The sequence below is a fragment of the Phascolarctobacterium succinatutens genome, assembly GCF_023497905.1.
Lineage (GTDB): Bacteria > Bacillota > Negativicutes > Acidaminococcales > Acidaminococcaceae > Phascolarctobacterium_A > Phascolarctobacterium_A succinatutens.
In genome coordinates this window covers 2,147,620-2,165,418 of record NZ_CP097284.1, presented here as the reverse complement: position 1 = coordinate 2,165,418, position 17,799 = coordinate 2,147,620, and the positions used below count along the sequence as shown (strand labels likewise).

Genomic DNA, 17,799 nt, shown 5'->3' with positions numbered 1-17,799 from the left:
TTGTTCAATAGGTTCCTTTCATCCTCGAGTATTATTGTAACAAACATATATGACAAAGGTAGGTGTAATCTGTGAATTAATTTAGAAACCTTTATCTGATTACTTTAAAATTACTTTTAAGAAGGATTTCAGACGTTCGTTTTTAGGGTTAATAAAAATTTCTTCCGGACTGCCCTGCTCCTGCACATGACCGTCAGCCATGAAAACAACCTTGGTGGCAACCTCACGGGCAAAGCCCATTTCGTGAGTTACGACTACCATGGTCATTTTTTCGTCTGCCAGCTCGCGCATAGCACGCAAAACCTCACCGGTCAGCTCCGGATCCAGAGAAGAGGTAGGCTCGTCAAAAAGCATAATAGCAGGCTTCATGGCTAAAGCACGGGCGATAGCTACACGCTGCTGTTGGCCGCCGCTGAGCTTACGCGGATAAACATCGCGCTTGTCGGAAAGACCAACCTTTGCCAGCAGAACCTCTGCTTCCTTGATTACTTCGGCTTTATCGCGCTTTTGTACGTTGACGGGTGCTTCAATCAGGTTTTCCAGAACAGTCATGTGCGGAAAAAGGTTGAACTGCTGGAATACCATGCCCATTTTGCAGGCAATGCGGCGGACATCATTGTTCTTGACGTATTCCGTGCCACCGGAGGTTTCACGGCACAGCTCTTCACCGTCGATGGTGATGCTGCCTTTATCGATTGTTTCCAGCTTGTTGAGGCAGCGCAGCAGGGTGCTTTTGCCGCCGCCGGAAGGACCGATTACGGCAACAACTTCGCCTTCGTTTACTTCCAGGTCGATGCCTTTGAGTACTTCCAGATTGTTGAATTTTTTCCAGATATTGGTTGCTTTGATTTTTGTTGTCATAGCTGTTACTCCTCCTATTGGTCATATCTGGAGAAGCGTTTTTCCAGACGTTCAAAAACAAGGGTTAAAATCAGAGTTGCCAGCAGGTAGAAGACTGCAGCAACGATGAAGGGGGTAATAGAAAAGTCACGCTGTACCAAATTGCGTGCGGTACGCATCAGATCGTTCATCGCCAGCACGTATACCAGAGATGTATCCTTTACCAGGGTAATGGTTTCGTTGCTGATAGGCGGCAGGATGATGCGGATAACCTGCGGCAGGATAATGCGGCGCATGGTCTGCACGTAGTTCATACCCAGAGTGTGCGCTGCTTCATATTGGCCTGCAGGAATTGCCTGAATGCCGGCGCGAAAGATTTCGCAGAAGTAGGCAGCGTAGTTTAATACAAAGGCTACGATAGCAGATTCAAAGTCCGGCAGGCGGATGCCGACGGACGGCAGTACGAAGTAAACGAAGAAAATCTGCAGCATAAGCGGGGAGCCGCGCAGAATCCAAACATAGCCGCCGATGAGGGCCTGCAGGGGTTTAATGCCGGAAACACGGCCGAGGCTGAGCAAAATGCCCAACGGAATGCTCAGTACGATGGTGATAATAAAAACTTGAAATGATACCAGGCAGCCATCCATCATCTGAGGGATGATATTTAAAACGTAATCCATAAATTATTTCTCTCCATATAATTATAATATGGGCTGCCGCTAAATGCGACAGCCCTCAAGTGATAACAAATTAATATTTTGTGATATCTGCGCCCATCCATTTTTCGGAAATCTTTTTGCAGGTACCGTCTTTTTTCATTTCATCCATAGCTTTGTCGATGCGGTCTTTGAAGTCTTTGTCGTCCTTACGGAAGGCAATTGCTACAACCTCATCACCCATGTTCTGCTCAAGAATTCTGTAGGCACCGGGTTTCTTTTTGTCATAATAGCCGCGAGCAAGAACTGCGTCTACGATAGCAGCATCAACACGTTTGTTGTCTATTTCCATGTAAATAGCTGCGAAGTCGGGATATTTGCGAACTTCCTTCATGGAAGCTGCCAGCTCTTTGTGTGCAGGCTGTTCGAGCAGGTAGGAGCCTGTGCTGTCATCCTGTACCGCTACGATTTTACCCTTTAAATCTTCGAGGGTTTTAATCGGAGAATCCTTAGGAACAACAACCAGCTGGGAGTTGTTGATGTAAGGTTTGGACATGCCATATACCTTTTCACGCTCCGGGTTAACGGTGAAGCAGTTCCAGATAGCGTCAATGCGTTTGGATTTGAGCTCTGCTTCTTTTGCACCCCAATCGATAGGCTTGAATTCTACTTCCATGCCGGCACGCTTGCAGGCTTCGCGTGCAAGGTCGATATCCATGCCGACGATTTCGTTCTTTTCATTGCGGTAACCCATAGGAGCGAAGTTATCGTCCAGGCCGATTACCATTTTTTTCGGGCCGTCGCTGCCGCAGCCGGCAACCATCATGAGCATCATCATCAGACCCATTACTAAAGCTACTAATTTTTTCATTTTCCACACCTCATTTGTTAATTAGCATTTAACTATGTACCCATTATACTTTAGTACGCTAAATTTGTAAAGTGCTAAACGCAAATTTTTTTTAGAAATTGCGGTAAGCTAAGAAATAAGCTCCCACAGAAGTCTGCGGGAGCTTTTGTACTATGCTTCGGTAAATCAGAATGCCGGAGTAATGGATCCTTTGAAGTGATCCTCGATGAATTTTTTGTTTTCAGCGGAGGTGTAAATCTTCTTCAGCTGTTCAATGCGCGGATCCTTTTCGTTAGCCTTGGTGGTTACGAAGATGTTAACAAACGGGTTATCAGCGCGTTCGACCAACAGGCTGTCCTTAGATGGGTTCAGTTTGGCAACCAGTGCATAGTTGGCATTGATTACGGCAATATCAAGGTCGCCCATTGCTTTAGGAATAGAAGCAGCGTCCAGCTCTTGAATCTTGTAGTTTTTCGGATTTTTGGTAATGCTTGCTATAGATGTAGAAACATCGTTTTTATCCTTAACTTCGATGAAGCCTTTGTCAGCCAGAACCAGAAGTGCGCGAGCACCGTTGGACGGATCGTTAGGAATGCCGATGGTTGCGCCTGCCGGGATATCCTCAACCTTTTTATATTTGGTGGAGTAGATAGCCATCGGGAAGTTTACGGTTTTGAAAGCTTCAACCAGTTCGAATTTAGGTTCTTTTTTCAGGGTTGCTGCCAGATACGGAGCATGCTGCATGGAGTTGGCAAACAGCTCGCCCTGTGCCAGGGATACGTTCGGGGTTACATAGTCGGAGAATTCGACAACCTCAATTTTCAAGCCTTGCTTTTCAGCCAGCTTTTTAACGTTGTCCATGATTTCAGCGTGCGGACCGGCGGTTACACCGATTTTAACAGGTGCGTTCGGGTCAGCCTTTTTATCGGCTGCCTTGTTGTCACCACCGCAGCCTGCGGCTATGATGGTCAGTGCGCAAAGCGCAACGGTGAGTAAAAGTTTGGTAATCTCCTTCATAAGTTGTTCCTCCCTAAAATAATGGTGGTCTGCTGCCAGGCAGAAGCGGCTTTTTCTTTATTACGTCGATGAAACTCGCTTCATCGTTGTAAACCCTCATTTGGCTTGTAGATTACAGTTTGTTTTTGTTTAATTTTTTAGATGCGTAGTCGCCTAAGGACTGCATTGCCTGTACCATGACGATGAGCACGACAACGGTGGCAATCATAACATCCATCTGGAAGCGCTGGTAGCCGTAGCGAATTGCCAGGTCACCAAGACCGCCGCCGCCTAAGGTGCCGGCCATTGCGGAATAGCCAATTAAGCTGATGATGGCAAGCGTTACACCCAGTACGATAGAATGCATTGCTTCGGGAAGCAGTACCTTAGTGATAATCTGCATCGGGCTTGCACCCATAGCCTGTGCTGCTTCGATAATGCCGGGGTTAATTTCCAGCAGAGAAGATTCAATGATACGTGCAATGAACGGTGCTGCGGAAATAGTCAGCGGCACGATTGCTGCGGTAGTACCGATGGAAGAGCCGACAATCATACGTGTCAGCGGAATAATTGCTACCATTAATATAATGAAAGGAGTGGAACGCGTTGCGTTGACAATCGCGCCCAGAATAGTGTTAAGCGGTTGGTTCGGCAGAATGTGGTCCTTGCGGGTTACGGTAAGAATTACGCCCAGCGGAATGCCGATTAAAGTGGAAAGTGCGGTAGAAGCGAAAACCATGTAGCAGGTTTCCCAAAAGGATTTTATTAAAAGGTCAATCATATCAGGACTCATAGCCAATTACCTCCGTTTTCAGATGCTGCTGATGCAGATATTCCAATGCATTTTTAATGCGCTCGCGGTTACCGGAAATCTCAATCAGCAGGGTGCCGAAGAGGACATCCTTCAGCTGGTCGGTATTACCGGAAATAATGCTTACGTCAACATCAAAATGTTTTACCATGCCGGAAATAATAGGCTCGCTGGCACTGTCGCCGATGAAGGAGATACGCACCAGCAGCTTGCTGCCTTCTGTATAGGTATCGCTTAATTTCATCTGTTTAACGATATCAGGCAGCTCGGCGTTGATAACGCTCTTGGTAAATTCCTTGGTAGTGGGATGCTGCGGATTGGTGAAAACGTCAATCATCGGGCCTTCTTCAATGATGTCGCCGCTTTCGATAACAGCAACGCGGTCACAGATGGTTTTTACAACCTCCATCTGGTGCGTAATCAGCACGATGGTCAGGTTCATCTTTTTGTTGATGTCCTGCAGCAGATGCAGAATAGATTTGGTGGTCTGCGGGTCGAGGGCGCTGGTTGCTTCGTCGCACAGCAGTACCTTAGGATTGCTTGCCAGAGCGCGGGCAATGCCTACACGCTGCTTCTGGCCGCCGGATAATTGGCTGGGATAATAGTTGGCACGGCTTTCCAGCTGTACCAGCTCCAGCAGCGGACGTACGCGCTTGTCGATTTCGCTCTTGCTCAGACCTTGGATCTCCAGCGGAAAAGCGATGTTATCATAAACAGTACGGCTTGCCAGCAGGTTGAAGTGCTGGAAGATCATGCCGATGCTTTGACGTGCTTTACGCAGCTGTGCTTCGCTCATGGCGGTCAGCTCCTGGCCGTCAACGAATACCTGGCCTGCGGTAGGTTTTTCCAGCATGTTGATGCAGCGCACCAAGGTGGATTTGCCGGCACCGGAAAGACCGATGATACCGAAAATTTCGCCGGCCTTGATGCTCAGGCTTGTTTTGTGCAGAGCATGGATGTCGCCGGCCTTGCTGTAGTAGGTTTTTTCTACATTAACTAGTTCTATCATTCTTGTGTTCCTTTCTAATGTGACTGCAAGTTTCAGCAGTCCTTATTTGAGTGTGAGAGATTATTTTCCAATAGAAGTCAGCGGATGCTGCTTGAGAGTCGCATTCTCCGGTGTACGTCTGCTGTCGGAATTGACGGCCGGCGTAAAAAAATCCTTCACCGGCACGGCGAAGGATACGTTGCATCTGTAATCTTCATCTGCCGGAATTATCCGTTGGAATTGGCACCGTTCACTGATGTGTGGTTGCCGTAGCTTCATCGGGCCAGTCCCTCAGCTACTCTTGATGAAATCTCTGTTAAGTTTGAATGAAATAATCATACATCTATTTTAGGATATTGTCAACAGTTTTGCGTAAAATTTACGAAAAAACTGTAAAGCTGTAAAGCTGCGTCCAATGGATTTCAGGAATTGCTCAAATTATATCAAAATACTAGGTAATTGTAAAGCGAAATGCGAAATTTTTTACAAAACCTGCGGAAAAAAGATTTTTTGTAAATTTTTCTTGACTTTCACAAGATAAAGTATTAAAGTATTTTTACAAGTTAGTGAGTTAAAGTACTATCGTTATATGCACGTAACGCACAGGAGGAAACTAAAAAATGGCAGCAAATATTCATGATCATTTAACAGACCAGTTATTCAAAGCGATTCTCAGCTTAAAGGATGAGGAGCAATGCTATAAATTTTTTGAGGATATCTGTACTATCAGCGAGCTGAAGGCAATGGCACAGCGCCTGGAGGTAGCGCGCATGCTGGATGAAGGCTGTATTTACGAAACTATCGTAGAGAAAACCGGTGCCAGCACCGCGACGATTTCACGCGTTAAACGTTGTCTTGTTTACGGCGCTGACGGTTATAATTCTGTCATGCAAGTTATAAAAGAGGGGAAGAAAAAAGATGACTAATAAGGTGTATCAGGTTCCCTACGGAACCAAGGATATTCTGCCGGGAGAGATGAAGACACGCCGCGGAATTGAAAATGCGATTATCAACGTTTTTGACAAATGGGGCTATGATGAGGTAAAAACACCTGATTTCGAATATGTTGATACTTTTGGCGCCGCAGGTAGCAAAGGGGACTTCCGTTTTTTTGACCGCAGCAATAATCTGCTGGCGCTGCGCAATGATATGACGGCACCGATTGCCCGTCTGACAGCGACACGCCTGCAGGGCGGCGAAAAGATTAAACGTCTTTGCTATCTGGCAAATCTTTACCGTTATGAAGAAATTCAGGCGGGACGCCAATGCGAATTCGAGCAGGCCGGTGTAGAAATGCTGGGTGCCAGCGGTGCCGCTGCCGATGCCGAGGTTATCGTGCTGGCAGCCGAAGCATTGCAGGCTGCAGGCTTGCAGAAGTTCGCTATCAGCCTGGGCCACGTTGATTTTATCAACGGCCTGGCGGAGGAAGCGGGCTTTGATGCTGCTCAGCTGCAGCAGCTGAAGGATTACCTGCGCCGTCATGATGCTGTGGGCATGCAGCAGATGGCAGATGCGATGGAAAATATCCGTCCGGAAATCAAGCAGCTTTTTGCCGATTTCCTCTTCCTGCAGGGCGGCATAGAGCTTTTGGACAAGGTTGCTGCAATAGTAACTAACGCTAAGTGCCAAGGCGCGCTGAATGATTTGCGCAAAATCTACAAGCTGGTGGATGCTTACGGTGCAGCAGGCTATTTGAGCTTTGATCTTGGCTTATATCGTTCGCTTGACTATTACACGGGCATGCTTTTTGAAGTGTATCTGCCGGAAATGGGTTATCCGGTGGCAGGCGGCGGACGCTACGATAAGATGATGCAGCGCTTCGGTCTGGAGTGCCCGGCAACAGGCTTTGCCGTTGGCGTGGACCGCGTACTGCTGGCTTTGGAGCGCAACGGTGTTGCTACCAATAACCGCACCTGGGACGTGCTGGTAACCTGGAGCGAAGGCAAGCTGCCGGAGGCGATTGCCAAAGCGACAGCATTGCGCCGCGAAGGTCGCAGCGTGAAGCTGCTGACCGAGGCTGCGGACCTGCAGGGAGCAGCGCTTGCTGTAAAGGAATATGGCTGTAAATCGTTAGTATATGTAGAATAAGCTTAAAGAAAAGATAGTATACACATTAAGCTTATAGCTGGGAAATATAGAGGGGTATTTTTATGGACGAATACATTACTATAGCATTGCCGAAGGGCAAGCTGTTCGATAAGTCTGTACGCCTGCTGGCGAAGGTAGGCTACAGCGCCGAAAACGTTACCGAGGATTCACGCAAGCTGGTAATCAGCAACGAGGAAACCAAGGTACGCTTTATTATTGCCAAAACCGTTGATGTACCGACGTATGTTGAATACGGTGCGGCAGATATCGGTATCATCGGCAAGGATGTACTGCTGGAGCAGGATAAAGACGTGGTGGAGCTTCTGGATTTGGGCTTTGGCCGCTGCCGTCTGATGATGGCGGTGCCGGAGGCCAAGCGACGCGCCAAGCTGACGGATTATGCTCACCTGAGGGTAGCAACGAAGTATCCGAACTGCGCCAAGGCTTATTTCAATAAGCTGGGAATTCAGACAGAAATTGTGAAGCTCAACGGCTCGACTGAGCTTGGACCTATCGTAGGCCTGAGTGAAATGATTGTAGATATAGTAGAAACAGGGCGCACCCTGAAAGAAAATAAACTGGCGGAGGTTGATTCTATTTTTACCGCTACTGCCAGACTGATTGCCAACCGCGCCAGCTTTAAGCTGAAATTTGCGCGCTTGCACAAGCTGGTTGAGGATTTACGTATTGTTTTAAATGAGGAGGATAAATAAAATGCAGGTTACAGACGCAAGAAAGATGAGCGCAGCAGAGATTGCTGCTTTAATGAAGAAGAAAGCTTTTGACGAGGTGGAATTATCGCCGCGCATTCAGGCAGGCACGGACGCTATGTTCGGCAGACACATGACGGCAGCACAGGTTGTTGATCAGATTGTTGCTGATGTGCGTAAAAACGGTGACGAAAGCCTTTTTTACTATACTAAGCTGATTGACCGCGTAGAGCTGACACCGGAAAATATCCGCGTAACCGAGGAAGAATTTGCGGAAGCGGAAGCTATTGTCAAACCGGAAGTAAAGGCTGCTTTGGAGCGTGCCATTGCCAATGTTATGAAGTTCCATGAAGAGCAGATGCCGAAAACCTGGCTTACGAACCGTCCTTACGGTTCACTGCTGGGGCAAAAGGTTACCCCGGTTGATTCCGTCGGTATTTATGTTCCCGGCGGCACTGCTGCTTATCCTTCGTCTGTAATGATGAATGCCTGCCCGGCAAAGGTGGCCGGCGTTCCCCGCATTGTGATGGCCGTACCGCCCGGAAAGGACGGCAAGGTTAATCCGAATGTGCTGGTAACGGCAAAATTAATCGGTGTTACCGAAATTTATAAAATGGGCGGCGCACAGGCAATTGCTGCACTGGCCTTTGGCACCGCAACCGTACCGAAGGTAGAAAAAATCACCGGCCCCGGCAATATCTTTGTAACCTTGGCGAAAAAAGCCGTTATCGGTCACGTTGATATTGATATGCTTGCCGGTCCGAGCGAAATTTTGATTGTAGCAGATGACAGCGCTAACCCGACTTATCTGGCAGCAGACCTTCTGAGCCAGGCAGAGCATGATCCGCTGGCCTGCGCCATTCTGATTACCGACAGCGAGCGTGTGGCCAACGCTGTGGGCGAGGAAATCGAAGTGCAGCTGGCACAGCTGCCGCGTAAGGAAATCGCCGGTACCTCTCTGCAGCAGGCAGGTAAGATCATCCTTGCCAAGGATATGCCTACCGTTATCGAAATGGCTAACCTTTCCGCACCGGAGCACTTGGAAATCATGACTAAGGCACCGTTCGAAATTATGCCGTATATCCGTAATGCCGGCGCAATGTTCCTGGGTGCTTATTCACCGGAACCGCTGGGCGATTACTATGCAGGACCGAACCACGTTCTGCCGACAGGCGGTACGGCGAAATTCTATTCCGTACTGAACGTAGAAACCTTTATGAAGAAAACTAGCATTATTGCCTACACTGCTCCGGCACTTATGGCCGCTGCCGACGATATTATTACCTTGGCTGAAGCAGAGGGACTGCAGGCTCATGCAAACGCTATCCGTAAACGTGTGGGTAAATAAGGAGGCAGAAGATGAGTAGCTTTACTGTTCGCCAAAGTATTGAGGCGATGGAAGAATATGCCGTAGAAAGCGTGGCGGCGGATATTATTGTTAACGCCAACGAAAGTAATTACAAGCTGCCGCAGGAGATTGCGGAAAAGATTACCCAGCGCACCGCACGCTTCCCGTTTAACCGTTATCCGCCAATTAAATCGGAAAACCTGTGCGAAGTGATTGCCAAAGAGCTGGATGTAGATATTGACTGTGTAAAAATCGGCAACGGTTCCAGCGAGTTGTTGGAAAAGGCCTGTTATGTTTTTGGCGGGCCCGGCAAAAAGATTGCCGTACCCTGGCCGTCATTTTCTATGTACGGCGAATACGCTGCCCTTTCCGACAGCGAGGAGGTGCGCTATCCGCTGACAGCCGAAGGCTTTGTTGATGCTGACAGCGTTATCAGCTTTTGTAAGGAGCAGCAGCCTTCACTGTTGATTGTCTGCAATCCGAACAATCCTACAGGCAACTATAACAGCCTGGCAGCTATGGAAAAAATTATTGCTAATGTAGATTGCCCTGTTATTATGGATGAGGCTTACATGGAATTTGCCGATGGCAAGGAGCTGGCACCGAATGATTTGCGTCCGATGCACAAGCTGTGGCTGGTAGCAGGCTCTACTTTGAGCTTAGTCGGACGCTACAGCAATCTGATGGTTTTCCGCACCTTTTCCAAGGCCTATGGGCTGGCAGGTCTGCGCTGCGGTTATGCAGTGGGTGCGCTGGGGCTGGTGCGTCAGCTGGGCAAGGCGCTGCTGCCGTATCATGTAAATGCCTTTACGCTGATGGCCGCTAAAACAGTTTACGAAAACAAGGAATTGTATAAAGAACGCATCAAAACCATCCGCGAGGAACGCGATAAATTTGCAGATTGTCTGAAAACCTTAGGCTTTAAGGTATGGCCGACGGCAACTAATTTTGTTACCTTCCGTGCGGAGGGGGAACTGATGCAGCAGCTTGCCAAGGCTTATGCGGCGAAATTTAGCGAAAGATTGCCGGAGCAGGCGGCAGGAGGCAAGCTGATCTTTAAATATCTTTTGGCCAACAGTATTCTGGTGCGTGATTTCAGCACGCATCCGGTGCTGCAGGGATGCTTGCGTATCACTATCGGCTTGCCTGAAGAAAACAAGCAGATTATTGCTAAAATCACCGAGCTGTGTGCGGAGGTAAAAGCATGAGAAGCGGTAATGTAGAAAGAAAAACACTGGAAACAGGCATCAGCGCCGAATGGTGCCTTGATGGCAGCGGCAGCTGCGAAATAAATACAGGCATCGGCTTTTTTGACCATATGCTGACGCTTTTGGCGAAGCACAGCTTCAGTGATCTGGTGGTGCATGCTGTGGGCGACTTAGATGTTGACAGCCATCATACGGTAGAGGACTGCGGTATTGTTTTAGGCCAGGCGCTGAAGGAGGCTGTGGGCGATAAGGCAGGCATTCACCGTTACGGCAACTGCTTTTTGCCGATGGATGAAGCGCTGGTACAGGTGTGTCTGGATTTCAGCGGCCGTCCGTATCTTGTTTTTGACGCGGATATTCCTAAGGTACAGCTTGGCATTTACGATGCCGAGATGACGGAGGAATTTTTCCGCGCTTTGGCAATGCAGGCAGGCCTCGCGCTGCATATCCGCGTGCTTTACGGCAAGAATACGCATCACATCATCGAAGCGATTTTCAAAGGTTTTGCCAGAGCGTTGGCCGAGGCAGTAGCCTTTGACAGCCGTGTGCATGGTGTTATGAGCAGCAAGGGGACACTTTAATGCGTGTTATAAAGCACCGTTGCTTCACACATGTTTTGAGTTAGCATGAGGGAAAATATATGAGTAAAAAAATAACGATTATAGATTATGGCATGGGCAATCTTTACAGCGTGCAGAACGCACTGCGTTCTATCGGTGCGGAGCCTGTGGTGACAAGCGATGCGTCTGTGATTGCGCAGGCTGAAAAGATTCTGCTCCCGGGCGTGGGTGCTTTTGGCGATTGTATGGCTAACCTGGAAAAGTCGGGCCTGATTCCCGTGATTACGGAAAGCCTGCACAGCGGCAAGCCTTTTCTGGGAATTTGCCTGGGCATGCAGCTTTTGTTTGAGGGCAGCGACGAAGCGCCGGGCGTTAAGGGCCTGGGCTTCTTCAAAGGCAAGGTGCGCCTGCTTGATACCGAGCTGAAGATTCCGCATATGGGCTGGAATAAGCTGGAGCTGCGCAGTCCTTCACCGCTTTTAGAGGGTGCGGAGGGTGAATACGTTTACTTTGTGCACAGCTTCCATGCAGAGCCAGAGGACAGAAGCATTATTACCTCGGTCTGCGACTATGGCATGGAGGTTACTGCTTCCGTGGGACGCGGTAATGTTCAGGCCTTTCAGTTCCATCCGGAAAAGTCGAGCAGAGTCGGCATGCGCCTGCTGAAAAATTTTGTTGAATTATGAGGGGAAAATTATGATTATATATCCTGCAATAGATATCCGTGGCGGACGCTGCGTGCGTCTGACGGAGGGACACTTTGATGCAGAAACTGTTTTTGCCGATGACCCGGCGGAGATGGCTGCCAAGTGGGCGGCCTGCGGTGCCGAATGGCTGCATCTTGTTGATCTTGACGGTGCGCTGGCGGGCGAGGGCAAAAACCTGCCTGTGATTGAACGCATTCTTAAAACTGTAAAAATTCCTGTCGAGCTTGGCGGCGGTATTCGCAATCTGCAGGCAGTAGAAAAGCTTTTGGAGCTGGGTGTGGAGCGCCTGATTTTGGGCAGCGCTGCCGTAAAGAATCCTGAGCTTGTCAAAGAGGCCTGCGCCAAATATCCCGGACATATCGCTGTCGGCATTGATGCGAAGAACGGCGATGTAGCTATCGAAGGCTGGGGCGAAGGAAGCGGCGTTGTCGCAACCGAGCTGGCCAAGCGCATGGCAGAATATGGTGTGGCAACGATTATCTTTACCGATATCAGCCGTGACGGTATGCTCAGCGGCGTAAATGCCGAAGCGACGGCGGCGTTGGCGCGTGCCTGTGGCGTACCGATTATTGCCAGCGGCGGTGTAGCTTCGCTCGATGATATCCGCAACGTAAAAAAATACGAAAAGGATGGCGTAGCAGGCTGCATTATCGGTAAGGCAATTTATACCGGTGCCGTTAATCTGCCGGACGCTTTAAAAATTGCTGCGGCAAAGGAGGAATAAGATGCTTACGAAGAGAATTATTCCTTGTCTTGATGTTAAGGAAGGACGTGTTGTTAAGGGCACGAACTTTGTCGGTCTGCGTGATGCCGGTGACCCGGTGGAACGTGCGGCGGCTTATGATGCCGAGGGTGCTGATGAGCTTGTTTTCCTTGATATTACTGCGACCTTTGAGGAGCGCAAGGCGATGCTGGATGTTATCAGCAGAACTGCGGCCAAGGTTTTTATGCCGCTGACAGTCGGCGGCGGCATCAGCAGCGTGGAGGATATCAAAAATGCTCTGCGTGCCGGTGCTGATAAAACCTCGCTCAATTCCGCAGCGGTAAAAAATCCGCAGCTGATTGCCGACGGTGCCAAACTGTTTGGTAACCAGTGCATTGTTCTCGCAATTGATGCACGTAAATGCGGTGAGAACAAGTGGGAGGTTTATGTGCAGGGCGGGCGTAAGCCGACGGGACTTGATGCCGTGGAATGGGCAAAAAAAGGCGTAGCGCTCGGTGCCGGAGAAATCCTGCTGACAAGCATGGATGCCGACGGCACGAAAAACGGCTATGACATTGCTCTGACGAAGGCCGTAAGCAGTGCCGTAAATGTGCCTGTTATCGCCAGCGGCGGTGCAGGCAAGCTGGAGGATTTCTATGATGTGCTGACAGAAGGTGGCGCTGACGCTGTGCTGGCGGCCTCTGTTTTTCACTATAAAACCTTCACCATTAAGCAGGTGAAGGAGTATCTGCGTTCTCGAGGTATAGAGGTGAGGTTATAATGCAGATCGATATTTCTAAAATCAAATTTGACAGCAGAGGTCTTGTGCCTGCTGTTGTTGTAGATGTACGCACGAACGATGTTGTTATGCTGGCGTATATGAATGAGGAGTCATTGCTCAAAACATTGGAAACAGGTTATACCTGGTTCTGGAGCCGCAGCCGTCAGGAGCTGTGGAACAAGGGCGCAACAAGCGGTAATCTGCAGAAGGTTGTAGAGCTGTTCTATGACTGTGACGGTGATGCATTGCTCGTAAAGGTAGAGCAGCAGGGAGTAGCTTGCCATACAGGCGAATATTCCTGCTTCCATAATGCGCTGTGGCATACGTCCAATCTGCCGGTGCCTGAGGTAGAAGGGCTGCCGAAGGTTATCAGCGAGTTGTACCGTATGATTTTGTACAAGCCTCAGGCTGATGATGCAGAGATGAAGTTCCTTATGAGCGGCAGTCAGGATAAGCTGCTGCAAAAGCTGGGCAACGAGATTACGGAAACGATTATCGCGTCCAAGAACGGCGAGAAGGATAAGGTGCTGCACGAAATGGCAGATTTGTGGTATCACTGCCTGGTGCTTTTGGCTTATCACAACATTACGCCGGAGGAGCTGCTGCGTGAGCTTGGGGGCAAGAGAGCGTAAGGAAAATTTTACAAAACCAAATATGTATGGTAGACTATAAACAGTTGCATGATTATTTTCACTTAGAGAAAAGATCGTGCCTGACTGTGTGAGTCAGTGGCATCTGTCGAGCTTTCGGCAGATGCCTTTTTTATTGACACCACATATGACACCAAGTATAATGGAGATAGAAAGAAGCTATGTCACAATGGGAAAAGCTACTGTACAAGCTGAAAAAATTATCACATGATATGCGGTTTGAGGAATTGCAGAAAATATTGGAAAGCTATGGCTATGAAATGCAATCTCCGCAAAGTGGCAGCAGCCATTTTTCGTTTCGTAAAAAGGGCAGAGCTGTTATTACTATTCCTAAGCATAAACCGATCAAAAAGGTGTATATTAAGTTAGTTAAAAATATTGTGGAAAGCGAGGAAGAAAAATGAAAACTTTAGAAGATTACATGAAGTTGAATTATCGCCTTGAGTTTGAACCTGATGAAGATGAAGGCGGTTATGTTGCTTATTTTCCTGAGCTTCCCGGCTGTATTACTATGGGGGATACTATTGAAGAGGCAGCGGCAAATGCAGTTGATGCTAAGCGTACATGGCTGGAAGCTGCCTTGGAAAATGAAATGGGAATTCCTCTGCCTGAGAAAAAGGATAAATATTCCGGTCAGTTTAAACTTCGTGTGCCCAAGGCTTTGCATAAGCTTTTGAGTCAGCATGCTAAGCAGGAAGGTATCAGTATGAATCAGTATTGTGTGTATCTGCTTACTCGTAATGATGCTCTTAATGCCAAATAGATAAGATTGAGCGTAACTCATCAAAAATAGAAATCTGCTGTGCGAAAGCGTGGCAGATTTTTTATTACTTTTGTAACAATTTTCTTTTCCTGCTATAACCTGAGATACTTTTTTTCGCTAAAGCATTACAAAAGCATTTAAATATAGTATAATGATAACATATTATTTTCTGGCACTATTTTAGGGAGAGGTGTAATTACTCATGGATGAAAGAAATAATAAACCTGTGCCGCAGCTGATAGAGGTTGAGCCAATGCAGGATGGCTACCGCTGGGTCGCAATTACGGCGATGCTGCTGGCAATCGGTATTATTCTGCACACTGTAAGTCCTAACGTCGGCGGTGTAACGCCTAACTGGACAATTGCTATGTACTCTATTGTTATCAATCTGACGCGTCCCAAGCTGTCTCAGGCTATCGGTATCGGTTTTATCGCTGGCCTGACACTGGTACCGTCCTCTAAATCGGCTTTCCCGCTGGGCAATGTTGCCAGCGAGCTGGCCGGTGCGACTGTCTGCTGCCTTTTGGTTGAGGCTATGGTTAAAATCGGTATCAGCGAATGGAAGCTGCGTCCGTTTATCACCGGCTTTGTTGCTACGATGACCAGCGGCGGTCTGTTTACTTTTATCCTGAAGCTTATTTTAGGCTTGCCGCTGCACGTATGGATTTACGCTATGCTGCCGGTTGTTGCGATTGTAGGCCTGCTTAACGGTTTGATAACCTTCTTCCTGTACGCTCCCGTGCGGAAGCTGTTTTACTTTCAGGAGGATGAAAAATAATGGAAAGCGTAATCAACGTAGAGAATTTTTACTTTGCCTATAAAAAATCGGATCTGGTGCTGCGGGATATCAACTTTGAAATAAAAAAAGGCAGCTTCACCGTTATCACCGGACCTAGCGGTGCCGGTAAGACAACGCTGTGCAAGGCTATGACCGGTATCGTCCCCTATTACATGGGCGGACGCTACAGCGGCGATGTTAAAATTAACGGCGAAAGCACTAAGGGCAAGCGCGTCAGCGATATTGCCATGCGTGTGGGCTTTATTATGGAAGACTACGAAAGCCAGCTGGTTTCATTGACTGCCGGCGAGGAAATTGCCTTCAGCCTGCTTAACCACGGATTTGCGCCGCATGAGGTTAAAGAACGCACCAGACAGGCGCTCGAGGATGTAGGCCTGCCGGGGCGCGAAAGCTATCAGCTGGACGAGCTCAGCGGTGGTCAGCGTCAGCGTCTGCTTTTGGCAGCAACGCTTGCCGTGCATCCGGAGATTATTGTGCTGGATGAGCCTGTATCTGCAATGGATCCGGACGGTGCACGTTCCCTGTATAAGCTGGTAGACAAAATCCATAAGCAGTACGGTACAACGATTATTGCCGTTGAACATCGCGTGGATTATGTGCTGCCTTACGTAACGGATATGATTGTACTGAACGAGGGCGAGCTGGTGGCGGCTGATGCCTTTGAGGCTGCTGCTCCTAAAATGTACGAAAATCCTGCATTACGTCCGCTGCTGCCGTCACTGTGGCAGATTAAGCTGGGCCTGGAAGAAAAGCTCGGCGTGGATTTGGGCGATTGGCGCAGCGAAGAGGATGCGCTGGCTGATTTTCGCACCTATGGGATTGTTGCGGCAGAAGGGAGAGCTGACTGATGTTAGAAGCAAAGGATGTCAATTTCGCTTATATGCGTGGACAGCCTGTAATCAAGGATATGGATTGCAAGATAGAGGACGGAGAATTTGTGGCGTTGTTGGGACATAACGGCAGCGGTAAAACAACCTTGAGCCGTCTGTTTATGGCACTGTGCCATCCGCGCAGCGGTCAGGTTTTTGTTGACGGCGAGGATATCGTTAAGCGTGAGCCGGCAGATTTGGCCGATAAAATCGGTTACGTATTCCAAAACCCGGACCTGCAGATTTTAGAGGATACTGTATTTGACGAGGTTGCTTATGGCCCGCGTGCCAAAAAGCTGACGGAAGCAACTATAGAGCGTCAGGTAAACGAAGCGTTGGAGGCTATGGGCCTGACAGAGCTGAAGGGTGAATATCCACGCCTTCTGTCCTTCGGTCAGAAGCGACGCCTTGGCGTTGCGGCGGCACTGGCACTTAATCCGCGCACGCTGATTCTGGACGAAATTACCAATGGCCAGGATGCGTTGGAAAAGGAAGCTATGATGAGCTACCTGCAGGCAATCAATGAAAAGCGCGGTATTACGATTGTACTGATTTCGCATGATATGGATATTGTACGTCGTTACGCTAAGCGTGCAATTGTATTGCATTACGGCAAGCTGGTTTACGACGGTACGCCGGTGAAGCTGTTTGACGGCAGCCAACCGGTAGAGCGCTGGGGTCTGTGCCGTCCTACGGTAGCAGCTCTGGCTGCATCCTTGGGAATTGAGGCCGCAACTGCCGAAGAATTTTGCAAGCAAATTATTTGTAAGGAGGGAAGCAGATGAAGCTGACAGCCTTTACACAGATTATAGTTACTCTGGCGGTTACTGCCTGGGTGTTCATTCTGCCGGTAGAAGCGGTAGCCACGATTCTTGTTTTGGAGCTGGCGCTGCTGTTATACATTAAGCATGACAGAATGACGATGGCTGCTATCGGCGGTCTGGCAGTTTTCACCGGTATGATGATTTTACTGCAGCTGCTTTTCGGCTCTCCGCTTGATGTATCGCTTACCGGCGGCCTGCGTATGCTGGTTATGACGATGGCGTTTTTGTGCCTGTTGGCAGCGAGCCGAATTCAGGACATTGCCAAGGCTTTGGTAGACCGTTTTCATATGCCCTGCGAATATGCCTTCATGCTGACTACGGCGCTGCGCTTTGTGCCTAACTTTCTGACCGATAGCGGTATTACGCTGGATGCACAAAGCTGTCGCGGCTATTCTAACCGTGGCAATATGTTCAAGCGCTTCTTCGCTTATCTGGTTGTTATCCGTCCGCTGGTTATGCGTGCGGTAGCAAAATCGGAAACACTGGCACTTTCCATGGAGCTGAAGGGCTTTGGCGGTAACACCTACAAGAATATGCCGCCGGCACCGCTGCGCTTCGGCGATATTTTCGTACTTCTTTTGGTAGTAGTGCTGAGTACTTATCCGCTGTGGATTAAATATCTCTAATAAAAAACAAAGAACTGCGAAA

At 48.7% G+C, this 17,799-nt stretch carries 22 protein-coding genes and 1 riboswitch; of the genes, 16 read left to right on the top strand and 6 right to left on the bottom strand.

Going from position 1 to position 17,799, the window contains the following annotated elements:
- Positions 1-99: 99 nt before the first annotated feature.
- From M5E81_RS10460 to M5E81_RS10435, 6 genes are all read right to left on the bottom strand, one after another.
- Entirely contained in the window at positions 100-861 is a 762-nt protein-coding gene (locus M5E81_RS10460; RefSeq protein WP_009146387.1) for an amino acid ABC transporter ATP-binding protein, read from the bottom strand.
- A 14-nt stretch (positions 862-875) separates the two neighbouring features.
- Positions 876-1,520 (bottom strand): amino acid ABC transporter permease, encoded by a 645-nt coding sequence (locus tag M5E81_RS10455; protein WP_009146388.1) that lies wholly within the window; start codon positions 1,518-1,520, stop codon positions 876-878.
- 70 nt (positions 1,521-1,590) lie between these two features.
- Positions 1,591-2,367 (bottom strand): amino acid ABC transporter substrate-binding protein, encoded by a 777-nt coding sequence (locus tag M5E81_RS10450; RefSeq protein ID WP_009146389.1) that lies wholly within the window; start codon positions 2,365-2,367, stop codon positions 1,591-1,593.
- A gap of 165 nt (positions 2,368-2,532) precedes the next feature.
- Entirely contained in the window at positions 2,533-3,363 is an 831-nt protein-coding gene (locus tag M5E81_RS10445) for a MetQ/NlpA family ABC transporter substrate-binding protein (protein ID WP_249747461.1), read from the bottom strand.
- Positions 3,364-3,475: 112 nt separating this feature from the next.
- Positions 3,476-4,135, bottom strand: coding sequence for a methionine ABC transporter permease (locus M5E81_RS10440; RefSeq protein WP_009146391.1), 660 nt, complete (start codon positions 4,133-4,135; stop codon positions 3,476-3,478).
- The gene (locus M5E81_RS10435; RefSeq protein ID WP_009146392.1) at positions 4,125-5,162 is read right to left on the bottom strand and encodes a methionine ABC transporter ATP-binding protein; all 1,038 of its coding nucleotides are present in this window, start codon (positions 5,160-5,162) and stop codon (positions 4,125-4,127) included. The genes M5E81_RS10440 and M5E81_RS10435 overlap by 11 nt, the downstream gene beginning before the upstream one ends.
- Before the next feature lie 190 nt (positions 5,163-5,352).
- A riboswitch (SAM riboswitch) is annotated at positions 5,353-5,452 on the bottom strand.
- A gap of 309 nt (positions 5,453-5,761) precedes the next feature.
- Between M5E81_RS10435 and M5E81_RS10430 the strand changes: the two genes are divergently transcribed.
- The 16 genes from M5E81_RS10430 to M5E81_RS10355 all read left to right on the top strand — a co-directional run bounded on the left by M5E81_RS10430 (position 5,762) and on the right by M5E81_RS10355 (position 17,777).
- Positions 5,762-6,067 carry a YerC/YecD family TrpR-related protein gene (locus M5E81_RS10430; protein WP_009146393.1) on the top strand — a complete coding sequence of 102 codons (306 nt, stop codon included), beginning with the start codon at positions 5,762-5,764 and terminating at the stop codon, positions 6,065-6,067.
- Positions 6,060-7,229 (top strand): ATP phosphoribosyltransferase regulatory subunit, encoded by a 1,170-nt coding sequence (gene hisZ, locus M5E81_RS10425; protein ID WP_009146394.1) that lies wholly within the window; start codon positions 6,060-6,062, stop codon positions 7,227-7,229. Before M5E81_RS10430 ends, hisZ begins: the two co-directional genes overlap by 8 nt.
- 62 nt (positions 7,230-7,291) lie before the next feature.
- The gene (hisG, locus tag M5E81_RS10420; RefSeq protein WP_249747460.1) at positions 7,292-7,942 is read left to right on the top strand and encodes an ATP phosphoribosyltransferase; all 651 of its coding nucleotides are present in this window, start codon (positions 7,292-7,294) and stop codon (positions 7,940-7,942) included.
- 1 nt (position 7,943) lies between these two features.
- Complete coding sequence (gene hisD / locus M5E81_RS10415) at positions 7,944-9,287, top strand: histidinol dehydrogenase (protein ID WP_249747459.1); 1,344 nt, start codon at positions 7,944-7,946, stop codon at positions 9,285-9,287.
- Positions 9,288-9,298: 11 nt separating this feature from the next.
- Positions 9,299-10,495 (top strand): pyridoxal phosphate-dependent aminotransferase, encoded by a 1,197-nt coding sequence (locus tag M5E81_RS10410; protein ID WP_249747458.1) that lies wholly within the window; start codon positions 9,299-9,301, stop codon positions 10,493-10,495.
- Complete coding sequence (hisB, locus tag M5E81_RS10405; protein WP_249747457.1) at positions 10,492-11,076, top strand: imidazoleglycerol-phosphate dehydratase HisB; 585 nt, start codon at positions 10,492-10,494, stop codon at positions 11,074-11,076. The genes M5E81_RS10410 and hisB overlap by 4 nt, the downstream gene beginning before the upstream one ends.
- A gap of 59 nt (positions 11,077-11,135) precedes the next feature.
- Positions 11,136-11,741 (top strand): imidazole glycerol phosphate synthase subunit HisH, encoded by a 606-nt coding sequence (gene hisH, locus M5E81_RS10400; protein ID WP_009146399.1) that lies wholly within the window; start codon positions 11,136-11,138, stop codon positions 11,739-11,741.
- Positions 11,742-11,751: 10 nt separating this feature from the next.
- Positions 11,752-12,486: a 1-(5-phosphoribosyl)-5-[(5-phosphoribosylamino)methylideneamino]imidazole-4-carboxamide isomerase gene (gene hisA, locus M5E81_RS10395; RefSeq protein WP_249747456.1), complete on the top strand. Its 735-nt coding sequence runs from the start codon at positions 11,752-11,754 to the stop codon at positions 12,484-12,486.
- Position 12,487: 1 nt separating this feature from the next.
- Positions 12,488-13,246: an imidazole glycerol phosphate synthase subunit HisF gene (gene hisF, locus M5E81_RS10390; protein ID WP_021719142.1), complete on the top strand. Its 759-nt coding sequence runs from the start codon at positions 12,488-12,490 to the stop codon at positions 13,244-13,246.
- Positions 13,246-13,878, top strand: coding sequence for a bifunctional phosphoribosyl-AMP cyclohydrolase/phosphoribosyl-ATP diphosphatase HisIE (gene hisIE, locus M5E81_RS10385; RefSeq protein ID WP_249747455.1), 633 nt, complete (start codon positions 13,246-13,248; stop codon positions 13,876-13,878). Before hisF ends, hisIE begins: the two co-directional genes overlap by 1 nt.
- Positions 13,879-14,057: 179 nt before the next feature.
- Positions 14,058-14,300: a type II toxin-antitoxin system HicA family toxin gene (locus M5E81_RS10380; RefSeq protein ID WP_009146403.1), complete on the top strand. Its 243-nt coding sequence runs from the start codon at positions 14,058-14,060 to the stop codon at positions 14,298-14,300.
- On the top strand, positions 14,297-14,659 hold the full coding sequence (locus M5E81_RS10375; protein ID WP_009146404.1) for a type II toxin-antitoxin system HicB family antitoxin: 363 nt from the start codon (positions 14,297-14,299) through the stop codon (positions 14,657-14,659). The genes M5E81_RS10380 and M5E81_RS10375 overlap by 4 nt, the downstream gene beginning before the upstream one ends.
- A gap of 202 nt (positions 14,660-14,861) precedes the next feature.
- A complete protein-coding gene (locus M5E81_RS10370; protein WP_009146405.1) occupies positions 14,862-15,437 on the top strand; it encodes a tryptophan transporter in 576 nt (191 codons plus the stop codon).
- Complete coding sequence (locus tag M5E81_RS10365) at positions 15,437-16,306, top strand: energy-coupling factor ABC transporter ATP-binding protein (RefSeq protein WP_009146406.1); 870 nt, start codon at positions 15,437-15,439, stop codon at positions 16,304-16,306. The genes M5E81_RS10370 and M5E81_RS10365 overlap by 1 nt, the downstream gene beginning before the upstream one ends.
- On the top strand, positions 16,306-17,112 hold the full coding sequence (locus M5E81_RS10360; RefSeq protein ID WP_249747454.1) for an energy-coupling factor ABC transporter ATP-binding protein: 807 nt from the start codon (positions 16,306-16,308) through the stop codon (positions 17,110-17,112). Before M5E81_RS10365 ends, M5E81_RS10360 begins: the two co-directional genes overlap by 1 nt.
- On the top strand, positions 17,109-17,777 hold the full coding sequence (locus tag M5E81_RS10355; protein WP_009146408.1) for an energy-coupling factor transporter transmembrane component T: 669 nt from the start codon (positions 17,109-17,111) through the stop codon (positions 17,775-17,777). The genes M5E81_RS10360 and M5E81_RS10355 overlap by 4 nt, the downstream gene beginning before the upstream one ends.
- The last annotated feature ends 22 nt before the right edge of the window (positions 17,778-17,799 follow it).

Bases quoted from the DNA above. Each gene is read 5' to 3' on its own strand.
- M5E81_RS10365 (WP_009146406.1), top strand. From the start codon at position 15,437: ATGGAAAGCGTAATCAACGTAGAGAATTTTTACTTTGCCTATAAAAAA.
- M5E81_RS10355 (WP_009146408.1), top strand. From the start codon at position 17,109: ATGAAGCTGACAGCCTTTACACAGATTATAGTTACTCTGGCGGTTACT.
- M5E81_RS10455 (WP_009146388.1), bottom strand. From the start codon at position 1,520: ATGGATTACGTTTTAAATATCATCCCTCAGATGATGGATGGCTGCCTG.
- hisIE (WP_249747455.1), top strand. From the start codon at position 13,246: ATGCAGATCGATATTTCTAAAATCAAATTTGACAGCAGAGGTCTTGTG.
- M5E81_RS10375 (WP_009146404.1), top strand. From the start codon at position 14,297: ATGAAAACTTTAGAAGATTACATGAAGTTGAATTATCGCCTTGAGTTT.
- M5E81_RS10360 (WP_249747454.1), top strand. From the start codon at position 16,306: ATGTTAGAAGCAAAGGATGTCAATTTCGCTTATATGCGTGGACAGCCT.
- hisH (WP_009146399.1), top strand. From the start codon at position 11,136: ATGAGTAAAAAAATAACGATTATAGATTATGGCATGGGCAATCTTTAC.
- M5E81_RS10440 (WP_009146391.1), bottom strand. From the start codon at position 4,135: ATGAGTCCTGATATGATTGACCTTTTAATAAAATCCTTTTGGGAAACC.
- hisA (WP_249747456.1), top strand. From the start codon at position 11,752: ATGATTATATATCCTGCAATAGATATCCGTGGCGGACGCTGCGTGCGT.
- M5E81_RS10410 (WP_249747458.1), top strand. From the start codon at position 9,299: ATGAGTAGCTTTACTGTTCGCCAAAGTATTGAGGCGATGGAAGAATAT.
- M5E81_RS10450 (WP_009146389.1), bottom strand. From the start codon at position 2,367: ATGAAAAAATTAGTAGCTTTAGTAATGGGTCTGATGATGATGCTCATG.
- hisB (WP_249747457.1), top strand. From the start codon at position 10,492: ATGAGAAGCGGTAATGTAGAAAGAAAAACACTGGAAACAGGCATCAGC.
- hisF (WP_021719142.1), top strand. From the start codon at position 12,488: ATGCTTACGAAGAGAATTATTCCTTGTCTTGATGTTAAGGAAGGACGT.
- M5E81_RS10445 (WP_249747461.1), bottom strand. From the start codon at position 3,363: ATGAAGGAGATTACCAAACTTTTACTCACCGTTGCGCTTTGCGCACTG.
- M5E81_RS10380 (WP_009146403.1), top strand. From the start codon at position 14,058: ATGTCACAATGGGAAAAGCTACTGTACAAGCTGAAAAAATTATCACAT.
- M5E81_RS10430 (WP_009146393.1), top strand. From the start codon at position 5,762: ATGGCAGCAAATATTCATGATCATTTAACAGACCAGTTATTCAAAGCG.
- hisZ (WP_009146394.1), top strand. From the start codon at position 6,060: ATGACTAATAAGGTGTATCAGGTTCCCTACGGAACCAAGGATATTCTG.
- M5E81_RS10370 (WP_009146405.1), top strand. From the start codon at position 14,862: ATGGATGAAAGAAATAATAAACCTGTGCCGCAGCTGATAGAGGTTGAG.
- M5E81_RS10435 (WP_009146392.1), bottom strand. From the start codon at position 5,162: ATGATAGAACTAGTTAATGTAGAAAAAACCTACTACAGCAAGGCCGGC.
- hisD (WP_249747459.1), top strand. From the start codon at position 7,944: ATGCAGGTTACAGACGCAAGAAAGATGAGCGCAGCAGAGATTGCTGCT.
- hisG (WP_249747460.1), top strand. From the start codon at position 7,292: ATGGACGAATACATTACTATAGCATTGCCGAAGGGCAAGCTGTTCGAT.
- M5E81_RS10460 (WP_009146387.1), bottom strand. From the start codon at position 861: ATGACAACAAAAATCAAAGCAACCAATATCTGGAAAAAATTCAACAAT.